Genomic DNA, 24549 nt, shown 5'->3' on the forward strand with positions numbered 1-24549 from the left:
ATGTCACCGACGGCATCAAGGCGTTTGGCGAGTTCCTCTACACTTATCGCAAGTCGAATCAGATCGCGACGCCGGGAACGCTGCGCAACCTGGCCATCCCGGCGAGCAACCCCACCAACCCGACGGGCCAGAACATTGTTCTTATCCAGCGCCGTCTGGCCGAGCCCGGTCCGCGCCAGTTCTTCCAGGAAACCAACACCTGGCAGGGAACGCTTGGCCTGCGGGGCAAGTTCGCCAATGACTGGGCCTGGGAGATCGCCGGCAGCTACGGCCGGAACACCGCAATCGATGGCTCGACCAACATCGCCAATCTCGAGCGTGTCACGAACACGCTGGACACGACCAAGTGCAGCTTTAGTGCCGGCGCCGCTATCCCGTGCGCCGACTATCTCGGATTCGGCGATCTGACGCCGCAGGTGCTTGATTATATCCTGTTCACGTCGCGCGATCATGGCGGCAACGAGCTGGCGACCGTTACGGCCGATCTGAATGGCAACCTGTTCGAGCTGCCCGCCGGGCATGTGTCGTTCGCCGCAGGCGCAGTATATCGCAAGGAGAAAGGATGGCGCGATCCCGATCCGCTCACCGTTCTCGGTATCGCCAACACGAACCAGCAGGACCCGATCTCGGGATCGAGCACCGCAAAGGAAGCCTATCTCGAGCTCTCGGTGCCGGTCCTCGCAGACATGCCCTTCTTTAAGGCGCTGACGGTCGACGGCGCAGTGCGCTATTCCAACTACGACCTGTTCGGGAGCGACTGGAACTACAAGGCAAGCGTCGACTGGATGATCAACGACGACATCCGCTTGCGCGGCACATACGGCACGGGGTTCCGTATTCCCGACGTCCCCGAATTATTCGGCGGCGTGTCCGAAGGGAATCTGACCACGACCGATCCATGCAGCCGCTACGCCCAGAGCGGCAACGCAACGCTGATCGCAAACTGCCAAGCGTCGGGCGTGCCCGCCAACTACGTCCAGCTTGGCACCACGATCCTGACGACGATCGGCGGCAATCAGAATCTGAAGCCCGAAAGTTCGACGACCTGGACGGTCGGCACGGTGATCCAGCCGAAGGGCATCGTCCCCGGCTTGTCCCTGACCGCGGACTGGTTCGATATCGATATCAAGGACGCGATCCGCGCGATCCCCGGCTCCACCAAGCTCGCCGTTTGCTATGCGAGCGACAACCTGTCGCATCCCTTTTGCGACGACTTTACGCGGAGCCCGCTGACCGGCGAAGTCACGTTCCTCTCGGCGCAGCCGATCAACACGGGTCGTGAGAAGATGAGCGGACTCGACCTGGGGCTTGTCTACAGCCGGACGATCGGCGACGTCGCCCTCTCGCTCGACCTCAATGCCACCTACCTCAACAAATATGTGGTGTTCCCATTCGCCGGCGGGACGCCGATCGATTTCGATGGCTTTATCGGCGGCGGCAATGGCGGCTATCCTAAGTGGCGCGGCTACGGCGTGGTGACCGCGCAGAAGGACCGCGTCATTGCGACCTGGTCGACGCAGTGGATCAGCAAGGCCACCGACTTCAACGCCGCGCCCGGCGACATCGGGTACCGGACGCCCAACGTCTTCTACCACAACCTTCAAATCGCATTTGAAGTCGACGCGAAGACGCGCTTCCAGATCGGGGTCGACAACATCTTTGATCGCAAGGCGCCCTATATCCAGAGCTTCACCGATGCGAACACCGACACGATGACCTATGATCTGCTGCGCCGGCGCTATTATGTCGGCTTCCGCACGGCCTTTTAGAGAAAGGAAGCAGCGCTTGGCGAAGATTCGCTGGCCTCTGGTCATCCGGCGGACGCACAAATGGATCGCGCTGTTCGTCGGGATCCAGGTCGTGCTCTGGACGCTGACCGGCTTCTATATGGTCGTCGTCCATATCGACACCATCCATGGCGACCATCTTGTCCGCGCGCCCGCGGCGCAGCCTTACGAATTGACCACGCTGGCGCCGCCATCGGCGATCGTGGCGGCCGCGCCGGGCGCGACGGAAGTGCGGCTGCAGCGTCTTTTCGACCAGCCCGTCTGGCGGGTGGAAAAAGCCAACGGAGCGCTGCTGCTCTATGATGGACGGACAGGCAAGCGGCTGCCGCCGCCGACGGAAGCCGATATCCGCGCGCTCGCGCGACGTATCTATACCGGCTCCGGCAACATCGTATCCGCTCGTCTTCTGATCGAAGCGCCGCTGGAGATGCAGTCGCGCAAGCCGCCTTACTGGCAGGTCGAGTTCGAGGGTTGGAACCGCCCGACGCTTTACCTGTCGCCTGCGACCGGCGAGTTGATTTCGAGGCGCCACAATCTCTGGCGCATCTTCGACTTCGCCTGGATGCTCCACATCATGGATTATCAGGGCCGGACCGACGTCAACAATCCGCTCCTTCGGGTCGCAACCTGGAGCGCATTTGCGATGGCCTTCAGCGGCGCCTGGCTGCTTTTGTGGTCGTTTCCCAAGCGCAAGAAGAAGAGGGCCGCGGCATGAGGCGCCTCCGCATTTCGCCGCTTCTGTTCCGCCGCATCCACAAATGGGTCGGCCTGATCCTGGGCCTTCAGTTCGTCCTGTGGACGCTGAGCGGTTCGATGATGGCCCTGCTCGACATGGAGGCAGTCGGCGGGCACGCAATGCCCGCCGCCCAGAACTTTCCGTTGTCCGGCGAAACGGAATGGGTGCCGCCTGCGGTCGTGGCGAGGAGAGACGCGGTAGCTGGCCTGACGTTGCGAAACCTCGCCGGCCGGCCGGTTTATGAACTCAGCACGACCAATGGTGTCCGTCTCGTTGATGCTGGTACAGGGGCGCCGGTCGCGGTCGACGCTCGCATCGCACGAGCTGTCGCCGCAGCCGCCAATCATTCGTCGGTTCGAGCCGTCGCGTTCCTTGCCGAACCCAATCTCGAGGCGCGCGAGCACGCAGGGGCGATGTGGCGGGTGGACTTCGCCGACGCCGCAAACAGCAGCGCCTATGTCTCGGCCGAAACCGGGCGGTTCCTGGTCATGCGTGGCGACAGCTGGCGGACATGGGATTTCTTCTGGATGCTCCACAACATGGATTATCTGAACCGCACCAGCTTCAACCACCCGCTGATCATCTTTGTCGCGTTCGGGGTGCTGTGGCTGTCGGGCACCGGCTTCTACCTGCTGTTCAAGAGCTTCCGGCGTGGCGATTTCCGCTGGATCACGCGGCCAAAGCCGAGCCAGCCAGTGCGGCAACAATCCGTCTAACGGACAGCCGCCGGCTACGGGCTCGCGAACGCGAAGCTTGCCGAAAGCTCGAACCGGCTGCCGGGATGCGTCAGCCAGGCGTGGGAGACGAGCCGGCCGCGGCTCCAGGTCCGGCGCGTCATGACGAGGACGGGCTCGTCGCCAGCGAGATCGAGCGCGCTGCGCGTTCGCTCATCGGCCATCGCCGCGCGGACGCGATGTTCGACGCGTTCGAGGGGCGCGATCTGCGTCAGATACTGATTGGGCGTGATCCGGGTGAAATCCATGTCGCCATAGTCCGGCGCCGCCGATGCGAGCACCAGGCGCTCCTCGAGCTGAATGGGGAGGTCGGCCTCATGATGCACGATGACCGAATGGAACAGGCGCGTGCCGATGGGCACTTCGAGCAGCGGCGCCGTTTCGACGGTCGCCTTCTCCTCATCGTTCTGCAGCACCGTTGCACGATATTCATGACCGCGGGCGCGGATTTCCTCGGCGATGTTGCGGATTTCGATCATGTGGCCGATCGGCCTGGGCTCGGCGATGAACGAGCCGCTGCCTGCGCGCCTGTCCAGCACCCCCGCGCTCTGAAGTTCGCGCAGCGCGCGATTGGCGGTCATGCGCGAGACGCCGAATTGCGTGACCAGCTCGGATTCGGACGGCACGCGGTCACCGGGCTTGAGCGTGCCGTCCCGGACGGCGCCAATCAGGAATTGCTTGATCGCGGCATAGCGCGGCGGTTCATCCGCTCGCTGATCCCGGCCCTCAAGCGCCGATTTGCTTCTGGATCTCTGGCAAGCTGCGGCGTCTTCAGGCGCGTTCATGACCTGTCTATACGGCCCGGATTCGGGTTAGGCCAAGGGCTGCTTGGAGTTGGTGCCGCAGCCATTCCGGGCGGGAGAGTGGCCGCCGGGGCTGGTTGTCTCTTGGCGGCGAAAACCCCTAAACCGATTGCCGCGCAGCACCGCGTTTCGAGATAGCTGAGAACGGCCAGAGCACAGCCTTGCCCAAAATCCCGCTCACCCGAAGAGAAATGAAGCAGCTGGCGTTGATCGTGGCTGGCGCGGCGTTGTTCGGGCTGGCGCTTCGCTCCGGGCAACCGGTCGGGCAAAATGTGGGAGACCTGCCGACCGTCAGGAAGATTCAGGACGATCGCAACTCGCCGGCGACAGTCAATCCCCGCGCGGACGTGTCATTGATCGTGTTCACCGATTATCAGTGTCCCGCCTGCCGTGCATCCGAAGGTGCGATGCAGGAAGCGGTAGCAAGGGATGGGAAGGTCAGGATCGTCTACAAGGAATGGCCGATCTTCGGTCCGCGGTCGGAACGGGCGGCACGAGTCGCCCTGGCCTCGGCATATCAGACCATCTATCCCGCCGTTCACCACGCGTTGATGACCGGCAAGCGGCCGGATGAAGCCATGCTGCGTGAGACGATCGAGCGCGCGGGCGGCGACTGGCGCCAGCTCGAACGCGACCTTGTAACGCATCGAGCGGACATCGATGCGGAGCTCGCCCGCAACCGCATGCATGCCTTTTCGCTCGGACTTGAAGGAACGCCGGCCTATCTGATCGGGCCGATCCTTGTCAGAGGCGGCCTGAGCAAAGCGCAGTTCCTGAGGACGATCACTGCGGCGCGCGAGGCCAAGCGACCGGGCCAATAAGCGATAGGCCGCCGTCTTCGGCACCGCGAAGCGTCAAGGCACGGCGGTCGCAATGCGGGTCGGTGAACGTCATGGCCAGCGGGATGCCGTCGGGTCATGCGAAAAAGCTCTCGGTCGGCTGGTCGATGGCCGCTCGCGCGATCTTGCCGAGTATCCTGATGTTTTGAGGGGGCAGCGAGCCAGGCGCGTATTTCCATTTGCAGGACAGGACCGCCTGACCGCCTCACGCGTTCAGGAGGGCCTTGGCTCGGCGCATTGCACCGCCACGTGGCCCAGGATCGGGGATCGCATGCCGGACGAGATCGAACAGCACAATGAAGAAAAGGGCAGCCAGCGCCCGCTCGTCCTGGTGACCGGAGCGAGCGGGTTCATAGGGTCCGCCGTCGTTCGAAAGCTCGGAAAGACCTATACTGTCGTCGGGCTCGATCGGGCAGGGCCTCCCGATCCGCCGGCGCCGGCCGTCGCGGTCGATTTCGATCTCGGGTCCGATGAAGATGTCGACAAGGCACTGGCCGACGTTCGCGCCCGTTTCGGCTCGCGGATCGCCTCGGTCATTCATCTGGCGGCCTATTACGACGTTTCGGGCAAGCCCAACCCGCTCTACCAGAAGATCACCGTCGAGGGTACGCGCCGTCTTATCGACGCGCTGCAGGACTTCGAGGTCGAGCAGTTCGTCTATGCAAGCACGATGCTGGTGCACCGGCCGACCGAGCGGCCGGACCAGCGCATCAACGAAGACTCGCCGATCGATCCGCTCTGGGCCTATCCGGAATCGAAGGCCGAGACCGAAGCCCTGCTCGCCAGCCGCCATGGCAAGATCCCGGTCGTATTCCTGCGGATCGCCGGCGTCTACGACGATATGGGGCACTCGGCGTTTCTCGCCGAACAGATCTCGCGCATCTATGAGCACCGGACGACCGCCCATTTCTATCCTGGCATGCTCTGTGCGGCTCAGTCCTCGATCCATCTCGACGATCTGACCGACGCCGTCGAACGGCTGGTCGATCGCCGCAAGCGCTTGCCGCCGGTCCTGCCGCTGCTGGTGGGCGAGCCAGACGCGCTGGGCTATGCCGAGACCCAGGACATCATCGGCCGCACGCTCCACGGCGAGGACTGGACGACGCTTCGTATCCCGAAGCCGCTGGCGGCTGCCGGCGTGTGGCTCCAGAACGAGGCGCTCGAAGACAAGCCCTTCATCAAGCCGTGGATGGTCGAGCAGAGCGACGCGCACTATATTCTCGATATCCACCGCGCCCACGACCTGCTCGGCTGGCAGCCGAAGCATTCGCTGCGCGAGACGCTGCCAAGGATCGTCGAGGCGCTGAAGGCTGACCCGACCAGCTGGTACAAGACGAACAAACTCAATCCGGCGCTGGTCGCCTGGTATGGCCACACGCCCGCGCATCGCCTCGACGACGGCACATCGCGCGGTGGCGACGAAGCGTCCGCCGCGCATCACGAACACGACATGGGCGGCCACGGCTCCGGTCATGACGACCACATGGCGATGATGGAGCGGGACGAGGCGCGCACCCGCTGGGCCCATTTCGCGAACATGGGTTTGGGCCTCTGGCTTGCCTCGAGTCCGCTCGTCTTCGGCGTCGCCGACCCAAGCTCGGTCGCCCACCGCGTGGTGGCGGTCACGGTCGAGCGGGGCTTGCCGCCGATCGAGTGGCGCAGCCTCGCGCTTGCCTGGAGCGACGTCGTGACCGGGCTGCTGATCGTCCTGTTCGGCGCGCTGTCGCTGTCGAAGCGAACCGCATGGTTCGGGCAATGGGCCGCTTGCTTTGCCGGACTCTGGCTGCTGTTCGCGCCGCTGATCTTCTGGGCCCCGACCGCGACTGTCTATTCGAACGACATGCTGGTCGGCGCGCTGGTAATCGCCTTCTCGGTGCTGGTGCCAATGATGCCGGGCATGAGCATGGCTGGAATGATGGACCCGAAGGTGATCCCGCCGGGATGGACCTATTGCCCGTCGACGGCGGCGCAGCGCCTGCCGATCGTGATCATGGGCGTGGTCGGACTGCTGATCTCGCGCCATCTCACCGCCTACCAGTTCGGCCATATCGACAATGTCTGGGAACCGTTCTTTGCCGGGTCGGCGGCGGACCCCCGCAACGGCACGGCCGAGATCATCACGTCGAGCGTGTCGAAGGCCTGGCCGATCCCCGACGCGGGACTGGGCGCGGTCAGCTACATGATCGAAATCCTGATGGCCGTGATGGGCACGCGCGACCGCTGGCGCACGATGCCGTGGATGGTGACCTTCTTCGGCATTCTCGTGATTCCGCTGGGCGTCATCAGCATCTACTTCATCATCATCCAGCCGATCGTGATCGGCACCTGGAGCACGCCGGCGCTGATTGCCGGCCTGGCGATGCTGCTGATGATCCCGTTCGCTCTGGATGAGGTAATCGCGATGGGTCAGTTCCTCTACTGGTCCTGGTGCCGCGGCAAGCCGTTGATCCGGACCTTCTTCAAAGGCGACGCGGTCGACCGCGGCGAGGAGTACGCAGCAGACGCGCTCACTGCGTCCTCGACGGCCTGGTCCGAGGCCAAACGCGGCGTGACGCTCCCCTGGACCTTGGCGGCGAGCATCGCAATCGGTGCTTTCCTGATGCTCACCCGGCTGGTGTTCGGGACCGAAGGCGCCATGGCCGACAGCGACCATCTGATGGGTGCGCTCACCATCACCGTCGCGATCATCACCACTGCCGAAGTCGCCCGCGCCTTGCGGTTCGTGAACATGGCTTTCGGCGCGTGGTTGGTCATGGCTCCGTTCCTGCTGGACGGCGCCGGGACCGTGGCGGCAGCGGCAGGGATCGTGCTTGGGGTCGCCTTGATTGCGCTGAGCTTCCCGCGCGGGCGGCGCAGCGAAGAACATTATGCCGGCTGGGATCGCTTCGTGCTTTGAAGCTCGTCAGCCGGACGGGGGCCTTCCCAACCGGGCGAGGCGCCGCGCCGTGATGGGACGTGACAACAGGGGAGATTGGCTTTGCCGCCGGCGTATCCGAGCATGCGCGAGCTTCTTCGGTTCGGGGCAAGCTTGGCGGGCGTCGCGATCGCGGCAGTTCTGTTCTTCACCACCGCACGGCCGCTCCTGGCCGATTTCTATCTCATTTCCTCAGTCCTGGGCGGCGAAGCACTGGGACGCGTTCTTGTCGCCATCCACGACAGACTGCAGGGCTAGACATCCGTGACGTTGGCGCGCTGGCTGGATGGTTTCCGAGGTGCCCGGCGGGTAGCGCCTAGGATGTGCCGGCAAGGGGAAGCGCGCTGCTTGTGCGTAACGCCTATTGGGGCGTGCGATCGGTGAGGCGGAGCCATGCCAGCGACCAACGCCGAATATTACCAGGCCCGGGCCGAACAGGAGCTTGAGAGAGCCCAGCAAGCGACGGACTCAAGGGTCGTGGCGGTCCATTTCGCGCTCGCCGAGCTGTATCTTGAGCGTGTGGTGGCAGAGGCCCAGGCAAGCGCAGCCAGTGCCGCTTGAACCGGATACCACTAGCGATACCGACGGCGAAAAGAGCGGCTGCGGAGCCGATCGTCGGGCATGACGTTGCTTGAGCTCGGGTTTCGATGCGCCGGCAGCCCGCTCGCATTCAGGCAATTCTTCCGGCTACGGACGCGCTTCCGCAGGTGTTGCCCGACGCGTGCAGAACCAGAACACCGCGCTGCCGACCGCAACGATCGTCCCGGCGATCAGGAAATTGTCGGCTGTCGAGTGGGCCATCAGCCAGATCGTGAGCAGGAAGCCGATGGCTGGAATGGCCAACCCGCCCGGCAGCCTGAACTGATCCTTCTCGGCGGCAACTGTCCGCTCGATAATGGGAAGGGCCGCGATGCAGAGCGCGTAGGTCAGCAAGCGAACAAAGGTGCTGAGCGTCGCGAGCCACACGAAGTGCTGGCCAACCGCCATGGCGATGCTGAAGGCGCCGCAGAACAGGATCGAGTTGACGGGCGCGCCGCTTTTCGCGCCAACCGCACCGAACCAGGCCGGCAGGCTGCCGTCTCGTGAAAGAGCGAAGGTGAGGCGCGGCGCTGTCAACAACGACGTCAGGCTTCCGCCCCCGATCGAAAAGACGACGCCGAGCCCAAGCGCGAGCGCGCCCACCGGCCCCATGAGCCGCCGTGCGAGCTCCACGAGCGGCGTTTCGCTGTGCCCGAGATCGGGGCCGACCGAAACGGCGACCAGCTGAATGAGGGTATAGCAAAGAGCGATCGCGAGTACTGTGCTCACAAGCGCCTTCGGAATCTCCGATCGCGCGTTCCGGGTTTCGCCGGCGGCGATGAGGCTGAACTCGAACCCGATGAACGCATACATGAGGACGAGCATCGTCCGGCCGAGCGTGCTTGGTTCAAGCACGTCGGCGCCTGCGACCAAGCCCCATTCGATCGAGGGAAGGCCGACCAGGATCAGCAGTATGAGCGGGACCAGCTTCAGCACACTGATGACGTACAAACCCGCCATGCCGGCGCGCACGCCGGCCGCGTTCAGAAAGGTCGCGAGCGAAACATAGCCGATGATCGCAACTATCCGCGGTGGCCCCGCGGCCAAGGGGGGCCAGATCGCGGCGGCGTAGCTGACGATGAGATTGGCGCTCGCCGCAATCGCCGCGACGCGGCTCACATAGATGAGCAGGCCGGTCTGGAAGCCGACATAGCGTCCGAACGCCTGGGTCGTGTAGACGATTGGACCGCCGGTGATGTCGAAGAAGCTGGCCGCGCGTGCCAGGGTGAGAGCGACGGACAGGATCAGCAGCCCGCAAAGCACGAACACCCATGGGCTGAAATAGCCGGCCTGCGCGATCGCCACTGCCGGCAGGGCGAAGATTCCGGAGCCGATAACTCCATTCATCGCGATCGTCGCAACGCCGATCCTGCCGATCTCGCGCCTGAGCAGGGAGTCGGACGGTGCCGGCTGTTTCATTGGCCGAGCTCCGCTGGACCAACTTCCTTGTAGCCGTTCGAGGTCGCGATCAGGACGACGGAGGCGTCGTGTGTAATCGTGCCGTCTTTCAGGAGCAACTCGAGGCCGGTGAGGCTCGCCGCGGACGACAGCTCCGCGTAACATCCATGGCGCGCGAGACGGATCCGATCGCGGGCGACAGCCGCGTCATCGACGACCACTGCGCCGCCGCCCGATCCGCGGATAGCCTCCACGGCCTGATACGTGACAGTTGAGCCGCCGATCGACGTGAGCGCCGTCGCGCCGGGGAATGAGCCCGTATAGGCTCGGCCGCCAAGTACTTCCGCGATCCTGGGATAGGGCTCGACCGCAAACAGCCGCGGTATCGCCTTGATCAGGCCGATGGCCTTGAGCTCGCTGAAGCCCTCGTAGAGGCCCCAGATCAGATCGCCGCGCGAGGTCGGCACCAGAATGGCATCGGCCAGCTCCGGCCCGAGGTCCTCGAGCAGCTCGAAGGCGATCGTCTTCAACCCGTCCAGTCCGAACGGATTGCTGCCGACCGGCGGGTTCAGATAGTTGGTGGCGGGAAACCAGCCGTCGTCCTTCACCATCCGCGCAAGCAATCGCCACCGCTCAAGGCTTTCGGGTGCGTAGAGGAGCTCCGCCCCCGTCATCGTGATCGCGCGGCGATAGATTGGCGACAGACTCGGTGTTGCAACGATGGTGCACTGCATACCGGCGGCTGCCGCATAGAGCGCGAGGGACGCACCGCCATTGCCGCTGGAAGCGGCGACGATCTTGGTCGCGCCCACCTCAAGCGCGCGGGTGACGACAAGGCAACTCGCTCTGTCCTTGTGCGAACCGCTCGGATTCTGCCCCTCGTTCTTGATGTAGAGTGCCTTTGTCGAGACCTCGCCCGCCAAAGCGGGCAAGCTGACGCACGGCGTCCCGCCTTCACCGAGCGAAACCCATGACGTGTACGGCATCCAGGCGGAGTATCGCCGCATGCCGTGCCTGCCGTCGTCGCTGAGCGCCTTCGGCCATGCGCAAAATCGCGATCTGACCGTCGACGGCTCGTCGCGGCTGAGGCAGGCTGGGCAGCCTTCGAAATAATCGCCGACAGGCAGTTCGGTCCCGCAGCGGATGCACGAGAAACCGGAAAGCTCGGGATTGAGCGCATGGCCCGCGGATCCGCCCCACACAGAGTCGCTTCTCCCCTGTTCGAACGCGCTCCCCGCGTCGGTAGGGCTGACAGGCCGAGGTCTGCCCGGTTCCCGCTGCTTCGAGTTGCTCACAGGCCCCTTCATCATGCCTTGGCCGCGTTGAGGTGCGCCCGCAGGCGTTCGAATGCCGCTTCGAGGTCGCCGATCAGGTCGCCCACGGACTCGAGCCCGGCATGGACGCGGATCAGGTCTCCTTCGTCTACGGGTGAGCAGCTGCGGACCGGCGGCGGCCAGGCCGGGACCATCAGGCTTTCGAAACCGCCCCAGCTCGCGCCCATCTTGAACAGCTCCAGGCCATTGAAGAAGGCAGCACGTTCGCTTGCCGACATCGGCTCGAGCGAAACGCCGAACAGGCCCGAGGCGCCGTTGAAATCGCGCTTCCAGATGTCATGGCCTGGATCCGACGGCAGCGCGGGGTAGAGCAGCCTGCGGACCTCCGGCTGTTTTTCGAACCAGCCGATCAGTTCGAGGGCGCTCCGCTGATGGCGCTCAAGCCTGACATCCAGGGTGCGCAGGCCTCTGTGAACGAGGTAGCAGTCGTCCGGGCTCGCCGAGTTTCCCCAGCGGGCGGCCGTATCCTTCAGCCGCTTATAGATCTCTTCGGTGGCGGCCGTCATCGCCCCGAGCATTACGTCCGAGTGGCCGGAGAGATATTTGGTGGCGGCCGCGATCGAGATGTCGACGCCGTGCTCGATCGGGCGAAACAGCAGCGGCGTCGCCCAGGTGTTGTCGAGCGCGGTGACGATTCCGCGCGCGCGCGTCACCGCCGTGATCGCGCCGATATCGGCCAGCTCGAAGGTCAGAGACCCCGGTGTTTCCAGAAACGCCATTCGCGTGTTTGGCCGGATCAGCGCGTCGATCGCACCGCCTATGTCAGGGGGGAAGTAGGTGACATCGACACCATAGCTTGCAAGCACTTCCTCGCAGAAGCGGCGGGTCGAGCGATAGGCGGTGTCGATCACGAGGAGATGGTCGCCGGCTTTGAGAAAGGCCGACAAGCTCAGCGAGATCGCCGCCGTACCCGATGACGTGATGACCGTCTGATGACCGCGCTCCAGCTCCGCGATGGCGGCTGCGAGCGCAAAGGCGGTTTCGGTCCCATAAAGGCCGTAGATGACACCGTCATAGAGGCGGGAATGGCGGCCGATGTAATCCTCGACCGTATCGTAGAGGATGGTCGAGGCCCGATGCACCGGCGGGTTGAGCAGGCCTGCCTCGATGGCAGAGCGCGAACGCGCATGCACGAGCTGCGTCGTTCGGGACGCCGGCGATGATCGTCCGCCATCAACGCCGCGACGGGCGGTCACATCATTCATTGAAAACATTCCTTGGAAAATGGCGCGCCCGGCCATGGATTTGTCGTCCTGAGGTGCCGCTCGACGCGCGGAGTAGGGGTGGGAGAGCGGCAGGAAGTCATTCCTTGCCTCCTCCCATTGGTGCCGGGCTATAACGTGCCCTCATGACCGAAGAGGCCCTTGGATGAACCTGCGTCAGCTTGAAGCCTTTTCGGCCGTGATGAAGTCGGGCTCGATCACGCATGCGGCGCAGGCGATGCATTTGTCGCAGCCGGCGGTCAGCAAGCTGATTGCCGATCTCGAGCACGCGATCGGCTTCAGGCTCTTCGTCCGCTCGAAGGGAAGCCATCTGACCCCGACGCCCGAGGCGGGCTATTTCTTCCACGAGGTCGAGCGCAGCTTCATTGGCGTGAACGCGCTGAAGCGCCTCGCGCGCGACATCAGCAATCTGGGGACAGGGCAGGTGCAGATCGCGTCGCTGCCCGCCCTTGCCTACAGTTTCCTGCCGCGCGTGATCCGGGAATATCGCGCGCAACATCCAGGCGTTTCGATCAAACTCTATACCCACAGCTCGGCGACCGTCCGGACCTGGGTGGCAAATCAGCAATTCGACGTCGGGCTGGCAACTCGGGCACATGAGATTGCGGGCGTGTCTTCGACAAGCTTTCTGCGCTCGACCGGAGCCTGCGTGCTGCCGCCGGGCCACCGATTGGCAGAGAAGGCTGTCATCGAACCCGCCGACCTTGCCGGCGAACCGTTCATCTCGCTGATGCTGGGCGAACCCACGCGCCAGCGCATCGATCGCATCTTCGAGGACGCCGGTGTTGAACGCGAACTGGCCGTCGAGACGCAATATGCGATGACGATCTGCAGCCTGGTGATGCAGGGCCTGGGCTGCTCGATCGTGAATCCCGCAACGGCCGTCGATTTCGTGGGCCAAGGCCTCATCCTCAAGCCGTTCAGGCCCCGGATCGAGTTCGAATATATGCTGCATACGCCCTTGCTCCGTCCGATGTCGCAGGCAGCCGCCCGCTTCGTCGAGCTGATGACCGAGATCCGCGACCAGATGATTGCAGAAGGCGCCTTCGGCGAGCCGTCGGCTGCGGGCCGATCCGAATAGTCCCGCAGCCTGATGACAACTGTGCGAAGATCGCCTGGATCGGGCGGACCGCTCGCTCGTGGCCATCGATCCTCGCCCATTCCTGTGCGCCGGGTGCCAGCGCAGTCCGGCCGACGACATGTGCAAAGCTGGAGCCCGCACGACTAGAACTTTGCAGTGCCCCGCACGTACCAGAACCCGCCATTGAAGCCGATTGGCGAGAAGCGGAGATATTTGAAGCCGTTGATCAGCTGCGATGGACGCATCTCCCGATCGGGATAATTGTTGAAGATATTGCTCCCGCCGACCGCCAGCGTGAAAGTGGGATTGAAGCGATATGACAGCTCGGCATCGACGAGGACTTCCGCACCGCCGGTCTGATCGTTGGCGAGATTGGGGCCGTAGTCGGTCCACTTTCCGTAATAGCTTGCCGTCGTAGTGAACCCGATATGGTCGCCCTGGTAATTGAAGGACAGATTGCCCTTCCAGTCAGGGACGAAGTTCTCCAGCTCCAGCAAGCGCTCTCTGTCGCCGGCTATGAGAGGACCGGCGCGCACGACCTTGTTCTTCGTGTAGTTGACGTTTGCGCCGAAGGTCGCATCCCCGCCGAACATGGGGAAATGATAGGAGAGCACCGCATCGACACCCTGTGTGCGGCTATCGAATGCATTGCCGAAGAACTGGATAGTCTGGAAGTCGCCCCCGCCCGGAATGCCTGCGGCGATGAGCTGGTTTTTCTGGGCCTGGGTCAACGTGAAACCGCCGGACAGGCCGATGCGGTTGTCAATCTTGATATTGAAATAGTCGAGCGTGAACGTCAGGCGCCGCGTCGGCGTAAGCACAATGCCGGCGGCGATGTTGAAGGATTTCTCGGGCCGGAGCGGCTTGGCGCCGAACAGCACCGCGACCGGATTGCTCGGCGATACAATGCCGGTGATGAAAGGCTGCCCTGTAATCGCGTCAATGTTCGCGAATGTCGAAGAGACGTTCGACTGGCCCGGCGTGGGCGCCCGGAAGCCGGTATTGACCGATCCGCGCACGGCAATCGCGTCCGAGAACTCGACGCGTCCGTTGACCTTCCAGGTGAAGGTCGAGCCGAAATCCGAGAAATTCTCATAGCGTCCGGCGATTCCGCCGCTCAGCCACGTAGTAAGATCGCCCTCAAGGGCCGTGTAGGCTGCCCAGTTGTGGCGCGAAAACGTGCCCGCCTGGAGCGGCCCGAGGCCAGGAAAGCCGCTGGAGCCGGCCGGCAAGCCGATGCGATCTGTCGGACTAGGCGTGTCGGGATCCAGCACCGAGGCAAAGGGACCGACCTGATAAGATTCGAGTTGGCCTGGCGTGACTTCCCATGTTTCGCGCCGATATTCGAGGCCTCCGGCCAGATTGAGCGGCTTGGGAAGGCCGACTTCCAGCGGATAAGTCAGATCAAGATTGAAATTGAGCTCGCGCTGCTCGAGTTCGCCCGCGCGAAATTTCGTCGGCGAGAGCGGCCCGAGCGATGGATTGACGGTGTTCGTGATCCGGTAGGTAACGTCGTTGCGACCATAGGAACTGCTCAGGTCATAGGTGAGATCGCCAACCAGATTGCCGCGCAGTCCGCCAACCAGCGATGCGTCCCGGATCGTCGCATGGAAGTCGGGCGAGAAGCCGCCCGGGAACAGCGACCTGAACGTGAATCGCGGCCCGCCCGGCGTTTGGGTCAGCGGAACGCTCGCGAACAGCGGGTTTGTTACCGGGTTGCGGTAGAAAAACGCCGTCGTGCCTTGACTCCAGCTATAGTTGCCGAACGCGTAAAAGCTCATTGTATCGCTGAGGTCGATGCCCGAATTGACGAACAGCCGCGCCGCTTCGGTCTTGGGATTGCCGGTCCGCTGGGCCGGGACCGGAACACCGGGTACGCCCTGGTCGATGAGTGCCTGGGCATCGGGCCGCTGGTTCTGCCGCGAAGTGATACCGGAGTTCGAATACTCGCCGCTGATGTTGACGAAGCCGTCGGCCGTGAACGGCAAGCCGACATTGCCCTGGAGAAGATAGTCTTCGCCGTCGCCCTTATAGTATTGGCCGTAGCGCGCGATGACTGTCGCGCCGTCGCGATCCGTTCGCAGGCGGAAGTTGAGCACGCCGGCAATGGCATCGGAGCCGTAGTTCGCCGATGCGCCGTCGCGCAGGACCTCAAGCTGGCCGATCGCGATCGACGGAATGGTGGCTAAGTCGGGGCCTTGAGACCCGCGAATATACGGAATGTTGGACAGCTGAACGGTTGCGCCGCGATGAAAGCGCTTGCCGTTGATCAGCACCAGGGTCTGGTCGGGTGGCAGGCCGCGCAAACTATAGGGGCGCGTGAAGACCGAGCCGTCATTGCTCGTGAAGCGCTGGACGTTGAGGGCCGGAACCTCCTGCCGCAGGATGTCATTCACATCGGACGAACCCTGGCTGAGCAGTTGCTGCGAACTGATGATGTCGATCGGCGTCGGAGAGTTGGCGGCCGTCAGGTCGTTGCGCCGCGTTCCTGTGACAATGATGTCTTGGCCTCCCCCGGTCGCTTCTGCGCCCTGCGATGCAGTTGGTCCGGGCGCCTGCGCATCGGCCGCCGTGGTACCGGCTGTGGTCTGCGCCATTGCTACGCTCGAAAACGCGAGCGCAAATATTGAAGCGCTCGCTCGTCTCGACGCAGTCCCCGCACGCCAGTTCGACATCTCCGACCTCCCCTCTGTCCCCGGCAACTTCGTGCCGCTCGCTTATTGGCCTAACCGAGTGCGGAGGTTCGCCCTAGAATTAATCGAATGGTATCGCGTAATTCGAAAAGGTCATCGCAGTTAGTTATGACTCCCCGGAGATTGCGAATGGTGGCGCGGTCGGTGGTGACAACCGAAATCGTCGCGATGACCAGGGATCTGACGCGCCAGATCGAGGCGCTGGACCGTCATTTTCGTGGCAATGATCGATGTTGTCGCTGCCTACGTGTTCTGCAAGGCGCGGCGGTTCTCTCGGTCAAAGAACTCCGGGAACCAATTCGCTACATGAGGCATCAAAGCCGATGGCCAATGTCGTTTCGCAAGCGCCGCTTGTATCTGTGCATCCAAATACGATTGGGCTTGGCCGCAAGAGATCGACCGCCGGCGTCAGACAGGCGGCGTGGAACCAGGAGCGGGGACATGAGAGGAGCACGCATATGCGAAACCATCTCGCGTTCGTCGCACTCGTGCCTGTTGCGTTGGCGTGTAGTCCGGCCGTGGCCGCGACCGTGGCGGACCCCTTGGGCGATTTCCTGCCCAGCTATATCGGACCGCACGACGCGGATCTCGACGTGCTCAGCTTCTCGGCGAAGTTCGACAGCACCGCGTCGCAATTCCTGCTTGGCGGGACGTTGGCGGGGACGATCAATCCCGCCAATCCCGGCCTCTATGTAATCGGTGTCGATACCGGCGCGGGGGCAAACGCGCCTTTCGCCGATATCGGCGAGCCGAACGTCCGGTTCGACCAGGTCGTGGTCGTGCAAAAGAATGGAACGGGTATTGTGACGGGGGCTGCGGGCGGGCCACTTCCGGGCGCCAACATTACCATCGACGGCAGCAGCTTCAGCGCACGCGTTCCTTTGGCGATGCTGCCCAGCACCGGCTTTTCGCCGGCCCGATATGCTTTCAACCTCTGGCCCCGGGTCGCGCTCGGCGCCAACAACCAGATCGCCGATTTTGCGCCCGAAAATGCGCTGCTGGTCGGCGGCGTGCCGGAGCCGTCGAGCTGGGCCATGATGCTGAGCGGGTTTATGTTAGCTGGCACGGCGTTCAGGTCGAGCCGCAAGCTCTCGCTTCAGGCCTAGCCCCCCTGGCCTGACCTGGGCGCCGCTGCGGCGGCGCCCCATTGTCGGTCGCGTGCGTGTGCATCCCGCTCGATAAGAGGCGAATTTGGCCCGAGCTGAAACCAGCCGTCGATCTGTCCTTCGCTGGGGAGCCGTGTTCCTCGTCGCGCTCGTTACGCGTCCGGGTCGCGCTTTTGCCGAACTGATCCGGCGCCGCTGGCCCTGGGCGCCGTCGACGGCCGACCGGCCTCAGCAGATCGTCACCCGGCCAGGCTACCAATTCTTCGATCCAGCGGAAGCGGCCTTCATCGAGGCCGCGGTCGCGCGGCTGATCCCGGACGACGCGCTCGGCCCTGGCGCGCTGGAAGTAGGCGTTCCGCGCTTCATCGATCGCCAGTTGGCCGGCCCGTATGGCGTCGGCGATCATTTCTATCTGGAATCACCCGTTTCGAAGGGAATGCCGACCCAGGGCTGGCAGATGGGCTCGCCGGCCGAGGTGTATCGCGCGGCGATCGTCGAGGTGAACCGCTGGACCGGCACGACAAGGGGACAGGTCTTCGCAGCGCTCGACGGCGCCCTGCAGGACGAGAGCCTGAAGGCGCTGGTGGAAGGCGAGGCGCCACTTGGCGGCGGTGTCGATGCCAAGGCCTTCTTCACGCTGCTGCTGCAGAACACGATCGAGGGCTATTTCGCCGATCCGATCTATGGCGGGAACCGCGACATGGCCGCCTGGCGGCTGATTGGCTTTCCCGGTGCGCGTTACGATCACCGTCCGTTCGTCGCCCGCCATGGCGAACCCTATCCGCTTCCGCCCGTCGGCCTGATGGGGCGCCCGGAATGGCGGCGTTGATGGAACGGCGCGATCCGGCAACGGTCGACGTCGTGCTGGTCGGCTTTGGCTGGGCCGGCGCGATCATGGGCGAGGCGCTGACCGCTGCGGGCCTCAACGTGCTGGCGCTGGAGCGCGGCGGCTGGCGGACCGCCGGCAACCATTTCGCAACCAGCTTCGACCAGGACGAGCTCCGCTATTATTGGCGGCACCATCTGTTCCAGAATGTCGCGCACGAGACGCTGACGTTCCGCAACAAGAGCGACCAGCGAGCCCTGCCGATGCGGCGATTGGGCTCGTTCCTGCCGGGTGCCGGCGTGGGCGGCGGGGGCATCCATTGGAACGGGCAGGTCTGGCGCTTCCTGCCGTCCGACTTCGCGGCGAAGAGCCACAATGTCGCGCGCTACGGTGCGGGCGTGCTGCCGGCCGGCATGACGATCCAGGATTATCCCGTCAGCTATGCCGAGCTGGAGCCGTATTTCGACCGGTTCGAATATCTGTGCGGCGTCTCGGGCAAGGCCGGCAACCTGAACGGCGCTCTTCAACCGGGAGGCAACCCGTTCGAGGGGCCCCGCTCGCGCGAGTATCCGAACCCGCCGCTCGATATGACCTATGGGCCGACGCTGTTCGCCGAGGCCGCCGGGAGGCTTGGGCTGCACCCGTTCCCCCACCCGGCGGCGAACATGTCACGCGCCTATACCAACCCGCTCGGCCTTCAACTCGCGCCCTGCACCTATTGCGGGTTTTGCGAGAAATTCGGGTGCGGCAACGATTCCAAGGCGAGCCCGCAGACGACGATCCTGCCCGTGCTAATGGCGCGACCGAATTTCGAGCTGCGCACGCATTGCGAGGTGGTGAAGGTGGAGCTGACGCCCGACCGCAAGCACGCGACCGGCGTCGCCTATGTCGACGAAAGTCGCGCGACCGTGTTCCAGCCGGCGAACATCGTCGTGCTCAGCGCCTTTCCGCTGGAGAATGTGCGGCTGATGCTGCTGTCCGGGATCGGCAAGCCTTACGATCCGGCGAGCGGCACCGGCACGGTCGGCCGCAATTATTCCTATCAGATCACCTCGTCGGTGAACGTGTTCTACGACGACAAATTGCTGAACCCGTTCATCGGCGCCGGCGCGCTGGGCATGATCGTCGACGATTATAACGGCGACAACTTCGACCATCGCGGCAAGGACTTCATCGGCGGCGGCTATATCGGCGTGGTCAATACGGGCGCGCGGCCGATCGAGACCCACCCGGTGCCGGACAAGACACCCAAATGGGGGGCCGCGTTCAAGCGGGCCGTCGTCGACAGCTATCTGAAGACGATCAGCGTTGTCACCCACGGCGCGGTGATGAGCCATCGCGGCAATTATCTCGATCTCGACCCGACCTACACCGACTGGCTGGGGCGGCCGATGCTGCGCATGACCTTCGACTTCACCGACAACGAGCATCGGATGAGCGATTTCCTGACCGAGCGCGCCGCCGACATCGCTCGCGCCATGGGCGGCCGCGAGATCAGCGTGAAAAAGCGCAGCGGCTCCTACGATATCGTGCCCTATCAGACGACGCACAACACCGGCGGCGCGATCATGGGCGCGGACCCGGCGACGAGCGCGCTCAACCGCTATCTGCAAAGCTGGGACGTGCCGAACGTCTTCGCGCCCGGCGCCAACGCCTTCCCCCAGAATGCGGGATACAATCCGATGGGGACGGTCGCGGCGCTGACCTATTGGTGCGCCAACGCCATCGTCGGCCGCTATGTGAAATCCCCCGGCCCGCTGGTGCAGGCCTGATGCGCCGGCCCGTCCTTCTTGCCCTTGGCTACTGGGCCTTGATCGCCGCGGGCAAGCCGCCCGGCGCGGTCGATCCGGGCGGCGGCGCGGTCCCGATCCCGCCCGCCAACGCCGACGACGTGACCGCCGATGTCGCAGCCTGGATCGCTCCGGCAAACGCCGCGGACCAGTCCAGCCCCGACCCGGTCGCGCGCGGCCGCTATCTGGCCATCACGGGCGATTGCGAAGCGTGCCACACCACACCGGGCGGGGCGCGGTTTGCCGGAGCCCGGCCCATCCGCACGCCGTTCGGCATCATCTATTCCGCCAACATGACGCCTGACCAAAAGACCGGGATCGGCACCTGGACCGACGACGAATTCTACCGCGCGATGCACAAGGGCATCGGGCATGGCGGCAAGAACCTCTACCCGGCCTTTCCCTACCCCTATTTCACGCACATGACCCGGGCCGATATCGACGCGATCCGCGCGTATCTGGCAACGGTCCCGGCAGTCGACCAGCCGAAGCCGCCCAACCAGCTGCCGTTCCCGTTCAACATCCGCTTCCTGCTGAAGCTGTGGAATGCCTTGTTCTTCCAAGCCGGCGAGTTCCGGCCCGATCCGGCGAAGAGCGCTGTCTGGAACCGCGGCGCCTATCTGGTCTGGGGGCCCGGCCATTGCGGCGGCTGCCACACCCCCAAGAACTTCCTGGCCGCCGACCGCAACAGCCGCGCGCTCCAGGGCGGGCGTCTCGACAATTGGGTCGCGGTCAACCTGACCGGCGATCCGCAGCAGGGGCTGGCGAGCTGGGGCGAGGCCGATATCGTCGAATATCTGCGAAGCGGCCGCAACGCCCGCGCGTCCGCGTCGGGGTCGATGCAGGAAGTGATCTATTATTCCACCAGCCGGATGAGCGATGCCGACCTGGCGGCGATCGCGACCTATCTGAAAGACCTGCCACCCGGTGCGCCCAAGTCCGGCCGCAAGGCGCCCAGCGCCGCCGCGATGCGCGCCGGCGAGGCGATCTTCACCGATGTCTGCTCGGCCTGCCACCAGGCGAACGGCGAAGGCGTGGCACGCATCTTCCCACCGCTCGCCGGCGACGCATCGGTGCAGGCGAAGGACCCGACGACCTTGGTCCGGATCATCCTGGAAGGCACGCGGTCGGTCTCGACCCCGGTGCGGCCGACCCCGACCGCGATGCCGGCCTTCGGCTGGAAACTCGATGATGAAGCAATCGCGTCGGTCGCGACCTTCGTGCGCAACAGCTGGGGCAACAGCGCGCCTCCGGTTTCCGCCAGAAAGGTCGCCAAGCTGCGCCGGCAGACGCGATCGGCTGCAGCGCCACATTCCTGACCTTCATGCCACCTTGCCCAGCCCGCTCGGCAGCCCTAAATGCGGCCCCGTTGGGGAGTAGCTTCCGGCGAGTAAGCGTCGGGGTCGCGTCGACATACTCGCGTCCTTGGGGCGCGTGGCGCGACCGGTGGCATCAGTCCGCTTTGCGAGATCAGCGCGTTCCGGGGCCGAGCCGGCCGGACCGGACGCGCTGTCTTGCGCCCGGCGGAGCTGTTTATGACTCCTCTCTCGATCGTCGTGCTGTCCCTTAGCATGTCCGCCGATGCCTGCGCGGCTGCTATCGGTCGCGGCGCCGTCCATCGCCCGATCTTGCCGGCGGCCGTGCGCGCCGGCCTCGTCTTCGGTACGGTCCAAGCGATCACACCTGCTATCGGCTGGGCACTTGGCCTCGCGGCGAGCAGCTTCGTGACCGCGATCGATCACTGGATCGCCTTCGCCCTGCTGGGCGTAATCAGCGGCAAGATGGCGATCGAGACGCTGCGCCGCGGCGAAACCGCTGACGATGAAGCTCCAGCCGGCCAGGATCTTGTGACGCCCATCGCGACTGCGATCGGCACCAGCATCGATGCGGCCGCCGTGGGCGTCACGCTCGCTTTCCTGAACGCGAACATCGTCGTCATTGTACTGTCGATCCGTCTTGCGATCTTCGGCCTGACGACGATGGACATGATGGTCGGCAAGGCAGTCGGCCCCGGTTCGGCGCGATTGTCGAGCTGATCGGGCTGGCGCTGGTCGGATCGGGCACGAAGATCCTTCTCGAGCACACCGGCATCATCGGCTGACTCCCGTAGACTTGATCTCTCCAGTCTGTCGTGCAACTGCGAACGACTCGCATTAGCAACTTGAATCCAGAAGGGGAGATCAATGAAACTCTATTGCCTGCTCGCGCTTTTGGGCGCCGTCTCCGTGTCAGCCCATGCCGCTCCCGGTGTTGGCGAAAAGGTCTATGGTGCCACAATCAATTCCGGCGTGTCGGAAATCGAAGCCCGGTATGGCAGGCTGACGGGAGGGACTGCGGACGGCGAGGATGGACTGGTCCTGGAGTTCTCGCACGCGTTCAGTGAGAGATTTTACGGCGGCGCATTGTTTGAGTTCGAACATGAACCAGGCGGCAAGCGCGAGCTCGAGGGCGGCCGGCCTCGAGGGAATTGTCCATATAGCCCACAGCGACGCGCTAGGTTTCGATGCTGCCCTTTATGGAGAATATGAGATCGTGCGAGAGGGTTCCGACAAGATCGAGACCAAGCTGCTGCTCGAGCACCGCAAGGGCCCGTTCGACGGGCGCTTGAACCTGATCGCTGAGCGCGGCCTGAAGGGCGGAGCGCCGCTGGTATTCGGTTATGCCGCCTCGGCGGACTGGCACGCATTGGGCGAGTTCCGGCTCGGCGTCGAAGCGTTCGGAGATCTGGGCAGCCACAGGCACTTCTTGCCTCGCGCCGAGCACTATGCCGGTCCGATCGTGAAGACAGAAATCGAACATCTGCCCGGCCGCGGCGACCTGGAGATCGAAGCCGGCTATCTGTTCGCCCTCGCCGCCGCAAGGGATGAGACCAATGGTCAAGCGCGCCTTCTCCTCGAATATGAATTTCATTTTTGAACCGGTGCCGTACTGGGCCGTAGCTGCTGTCTTTCGCCGGAAATACCGGCGCTTCCCGGAATCCGCAGCGGCTCCAGTTGTGTTGGACGTCGGATCAGGAGTTCGCCGAATGCATTTCGACCTGTTGGTCCTGGGAACCGGAACGGCGGCGCGATCGCCGTTCACGCCTGTCTCGAGCCATGATGGCAGTATGTTCGCGGCCAACCTCGTTGAGAGCAATCATGTGATGGCCGATTATCGGCCATTCGAATAGTTCTGTGGACGCCCTTGTCTTGCCTCAGCTCAAGGGGAATTCCGCAGGATCATCATCCCAAGGGTTAAAAATCGCCGCGCCGCTAGAGGAAACATCCCGGACGTTGCGCGTCGCCAGGAACAGATCATGTTCGAGCGCGGTTGCGGCCTGCATCGTGTCGATGACGCTGGGTGCATGCCCCGTATCTCGCTTGACCCGGCCGGAAATCCGTCCCCATGATCGCACGACCGCATCGCTAACGGCTAGAATCCGACCCTCGAAGCGAGCTGCCAGTGCATCGCGCGCGGCGGCACAGCGCGAGCGATGGAGATGGTCGCTTTCCAGATTGTGAATGCCTTTGTCATATTCGCCGAGCGTTAGGACGCTCAGATAAAGCGTGTCCTCGGGCTGGCCGGCCGCCCAAGCTTTGACTGTGGCCGCTCCGTTCGGGTTGATCAGCGTAGCAATGACATTGGTGTCGAGTAGCCATCCCTTCATAGCTCGACGTCGCGCCCCTGATCCGGTTCGCGAACGAGATCGAGTCCGTCGAGCCTGAGACTTTCGAGAAAACCCAGCAGAGGGGGCTTCGGCTTGGCCGGAGCCAGCCTTTCCAGTTCTTCGACACTCATGACGACCACCGCATCGCGGCCCCGAACGCTGACCCGCTGTGGTCCCTCGCTCCGCGCACGCCGAACAACCTCGCTAAAGCGGGCCTTCGCGTCCTCCAGCTTCCATCCGCCTCGCACGCCTGTGGGCGGGCGGCTGCGCTTGGTCTCGGCCTTGGGTGTTACCATGAGAACCTCATCTGGTCAGCTAGTCAGAAGATATGTGATGCGGCTTGGGATCGCAACTGGAAAGGGTCAGATCCACAGGACAATCCGCATGCGGGATCATCGAGAAGTACCGAGCGCCGCCTTCACGCTGCCGCCGATCGCCGCGGCGGGCATAAACGAGGCGGACCAGCGCAGGTCCGGATTGCGGTGTCGCGTCAAGCTGGAGCGAACGTCCGACTGGTATACGCCCGGCGTGTGCGGAGCGCGTCTATGGCTAAAAGACGCTCGCCGAGGAAGGGACCGGCCGGATCCGCGGCGCCCACCTAGTCGGTCCACACGCCGATGAAACCATCAGTGTCTTCGTGCTGGCGATCCGCCATGGCCTGACGGCTACCGATCTCAAGGACACCCATTTCCGCCTATCCGACCCGGGTGTCGGATATCGGCGACATGTTCTGATTGAAACTGAGGGGACCGACGGAGATCTGTGGATCGGCGTGGAAAAAGGACCCCGGTAGCGGGGTGATCGGCGTCGAAAAAAGACCCCTCATCCCGGTGGTCTAGGCTGCACGCTTGGCGGTGTGTCAGGCGGCGAGATCGGGATGTTGGTATTGGAGACGGTGTTGAGGATCCGACGCGAGCACGCGTCGGGGAAGGCCATCAAGGCGATAGCGCGCGACCTGCATCTGTCGCGTGGTGTGGTGCGTAAGGCGGTTCGGGCGCCGGAGGCGGACATGGCCTACCGGCGAGAGGTTCAGCCGTTACCGAAGTTGGGACCGTTCCAG

Annotated in this window: 23 protein-coding genes and 1 pseudogene; 17 read left to right on the forward strand and 7 right to left on the reverse strand. The window is 64.0% G+C overall.

The genetic code is table 11. The features are described from left to right. Positions 1–95: 95 nt before the first annotated feature. From HJG53_RS18775 to HJG53_RS12780, 3 genes are read left to right on the forward strand one after another with little or no spacing between them, the layout of a single operon-like run. On the forward strand, positions 96–1769 hold the full coding sequence (locus HJG53_RS18775) for a TonB-dependent receptor (RefSeq protein WP_368039580.1): 1674 nt from the start codon (positions 96–98) through the stop codon (positions 1767–1769). Between the two features lie 16 nt (positions 1770–1785). Next, entirely contained in the window at positions 1786–2502 is a 717-nt protein-coding gene (locus HJG53_RS12775; protein ID WP_254447737.1) for a PepSY domain-containing protein, read from the forward strand. Further along, a complete protein-coding gene (locus tag HJG53_RS12780) occupies positions 2499–3239 on the forward strand; it encodes a PepSY domain-containing protein (RefSeq protein WP_171131153.1) in 741 nt (246 codons plus the stop codon). The genes HJG53_RS12775 and HJG53_RS12780 overlap by 4 nt, the downstream gene beginning before the upstream one ends. A 14-nt stretch (positions 3240–3253) precedes the next feature. On the opposite strand, the gene hutC is transcribed toward HJG53_RS12780, so the two are convergent. Next, positions 3254–4042 carry a histidine utilization repressor gene (gene hutC, locus HJG53_RS12785; protein ID WP_171131155.1) on the reverse strand — a complete coding sequence of 263 codons (789 nt, stop codon included), beginning with the start codon at positions 4040–4042 and terminating at the stop codon, positions 3254–3256. Positions 4043–4251: 209 nt separating this feature from the next. On the opposite strand from hutC, the gene HJG53_RS12790 reads away from it, so the two are divergent. The 4 genes from HJG53_RS12790 (at position 4252) to HJG53_RS12805 (ending at position 8374) form a co-directional block, all read left to right on the forward strand. Continuing rightward, positions 4252–4881, forward strand: coding sequence for a DsbA family protein (locus HJG53_RS12790; protein WP_171131157.1), 630 nt, complete (start codon positions 4252–4254; stop codon positions 4879–4881). A 289-nt stretch (positions 4882–5170) separates the two neighbouring features. Next, complete coding sequence (locus tag HJG53_RS12795; RefSeq protein WP_171131159.1) at positions 5171–7795, forward strand: NAD-dependent epimerase/dehydratase family protein; 2625 nt, start codon at positions 5171–5173, stop codon at positions 7793–7795. A 102-nt stretch (positions 7796–7897) separates the two neighbouring features. After that, positions 7898–8071, forward strand: coding sequence for a hypothetical protein (locus HJG53_RS12800; protein WP_171131161.1), 174 nt, complete (start codon positions 7898–7900; stop codon positions 8069–8071). 135 nt (positions 8072–8206) lie between these two features. Then, complete coding sequence (locus HJG53_RS12805; protein ID WP_171131163.1) at positions 8207–8374, forward strand: hypothetical protein; 168 nt, start codon at positions 8207–8209, stop codon at positions 8372–8374. Between the two features lie 126 nt (positions 8375–8500). On the opposite strand, the gene HJG53_RS12810 is transcribed toward HJG53_RS12805, so the two are convergent. The 3 genes from HJG53_RS12810 to metC all read right to left on the reverse strand — a co-directional run bounded on the left by HJG53_RS12810 (position 8501) and on the right by metC (position 12329). Beyond that, on the reverse strand, positions 8501–9811 hold the full coding sequence (locus HJG53_RS12810) for an APC family permease (protein ID WP_171131165.1): 1311 nt from the start codon (positions 9809–9811) through the stop codon (positions 8501–8503). Next, entirely contained in the window at positions 9808–10992 is a 1185-nt protein-coding gene (locus tag HJG53_RS12815; protein WP_171131167.1) for a pyridoxal-phosphate dependent enzyme, read from the reverse strand. The genes HJG53_RS12810 and HJG53_RS12815 overlap by 4 nt, the downstream gene beginning before the upstream one ends. A gap of 104 nt (positions 10993–11096) precedes the next feature. Beyond that, complete coding sequence (gene metC, locus HJG53_RS12820; protein ID WP_171131169.1) at positions 11097–12329, reverse strand: cystathionine beta-lyase; 1233 nt, start codon at positions 12327–12329, stop codon at positions 11097–11099. Between the two features lie 163 nt (positions 12330–12492). Between metC and HJG53_RS12825 the strand changes: the two genes are divergently transcribed. Next, positions 12493–13428 (forward strand): LysR substrate-binding domain-containing protein, encoded by a 936-nt coding sequence (locus HJG53_RS12825; protein ID WP_171131171.1) that lies wholly within the window; start codon positions 12493–12495, stop codon positions 13426–13428. A 143-nt stretch (positions 13429–13571) separates the two neighbouring features. Here the strand turns inward: HJG53_RS12825 and HJG53_RS12830 are convergent, their stop codons facing one another. Continuing rightward, on the reverse strand, positions 13572–16025 hold the full coding sequence (locus HJG53_RS12830) for a TonB-dependent siderophore receptor (protein ID WP_171131173.1): 2454 nt from the start codon (positions 16023–16025) through the stop codon (positions 13572–13574). A 554-nt stretch (positions 16026–16579) separates the two neighbouring features. Between HJG53_RS12830 and HJG53_RS12835 the strand changes: the two genes are divergently transcribed. From HJG53_RS12835 to HJG53_RS12865, 7 genes are all read left to right on the forward strand, one after another. Continuing rightward, positions 16580–17227: a PEPxxWA-CTERM sorting domain-containing protein gene (locus HJG53_RS12835; protein WP_171131175.1), complete on the forward strand. Its 648-nt coding sequence runs from the start codon at positions 16580–16582 to the stop codon at positions 17225–17227. 133 nt (positions 17228–17360) lie between these two features. Continuing rightward, positions 17361–18056: a gluconate 2-dehydrogenase subunit 3 family protein gene (locus HJG53_RS12840; RefSeq protein WP_217352817.1), complete on the forward strand. Its 696-nt coding sequence runs from the start codon at positions 17361–17363 to the stop codon at positions 18054–18056. Continuing rightward, positions 18044–19825: a GMC family oxidoreductase gene (locus tag HJG53_RS12845; RefSeq protein WP_217352818.1), complete on the forward strand. Its 1782-nt coding sequence runs from the start codon at positions 18044–18046 to the stop codon at positions 19823–19825. The genes HJG53_RS12840 and HJG53_RS12845 overlap by 13 nt, the downstream gene beginning before the upstream one ends. After that, the gene (locus HJG53_RS12850; RefSeq protein ID WP_171131179.1) at positions 19825–21162 is read left to right on the forward strand and encodes a cytochrome c; all 1338 of its coding nucleotides are present in this window, start codon (positions 19825–19827) and stop codon (positions 21160–21162) included. Before HJG53_RS12845 ends, HJG53_RS12850 begins: the two co-directional genes overlap by 1 nt. Positions 21163–21378: 216 nt before the next feature. Beyond that, a complete protein-coding gene (locus HJG53_RS12855) occupies positions 21379–21879 on the forward strand; it encodes a manganese efflux pump (protein WP_217352819.1) in 501 nt (166 codons plus the stop codon). A 496-nt stretch (positions 21880–22375) separates the two neighbouring features. After that, a complete protein-coding gene (locus HJG53_RS12860) occupies positions 22376–22759 on the forward strand; it encodes a hypothetical protein (RefSeq protein ID WP_217352820.1) in 384 nt (127 codons plus the stop codon). Beyond that, positions 22716–23012 carry a hypothetical protein gene (locus HJG53_RS12865; protein WP_171131183.1) on the forward strand — a complete coding sequence of 99 codons (297 nt, stop codon included), beginning with the start codon at positions 22716–22718 and terminating at the stop codon, positions 23010–23012. Before HJG53_RS12860 ends, HJG53_RS12865 begins: the two co-directional genes overlap by 44 nt. 24 nt (positions 23013–23036) lie before the next feature. On the opposite strand, the gene HJG53_RS12870 is transcribed toward HJG53_RS12865, so the two are convergent. Then, positions 23037–23489, reverse strand: a complete 453-nt coding sequence (locus tag HJG53_RS12870; protein ID WP_171131185.1) for a type II toxin-antitoxin system VapC family toxin — start codon at positions 23487–23489, stop codon at positions 23037–23039. Further along, on the reverse strand, positions 23486–23785 hold the full coding sequence (locus tag HJG53_RS18780; protein ID WP_254447738.1) for a type II toxin-antitoxin system Phd/YefM family antitoxin: 300 nt from the start codon (positions 23783–23785) through the stop codon (positions 23486–23488). The genes HJG53_RS12870 and HJG53_RS18780 overlap by 4 nt, the downstream gene beginning before the upstream one ends. 287 nt (positions 23786–24072) lie before the next feature. Here HJG53_RS18780 and HJG53_RS18785 point away from each other — a divergent pair, with 287 nt between their 5' ends. Both HJG53_RS18785 and HJG53_RS18385 read left to right on the forward strand, forming a co-directional pair. After that, positions 24073–24282: a hypothetical protein gene (locus HJG53_RS18785; RefSeq protein WP_368039581.1), complete on the forward strand. Its 210-nt coding sequence runs from the start codon at positions 24073–24075 to the stop codon at positions 24280–24282. A gap of 84 nt (positions 24283–24366) precedes the next feature. Then, positions 24367–24549, forward strand: a pseudogene (locus HJG53_RS18385) (IS21 family transposase); the annotation flags it as partial.

Origin of the sequence: Sphingomonas sp. ID1715, from assembly GCF_013044515.1 — a bacterium.
In the GTDB taxonomy this organism is placed as follows: Bacteria; Pseudomonadota; Alphaproteobacteria; order Sphingomonadales; family Sphingomonadaceae; genus Sphingomonas_B.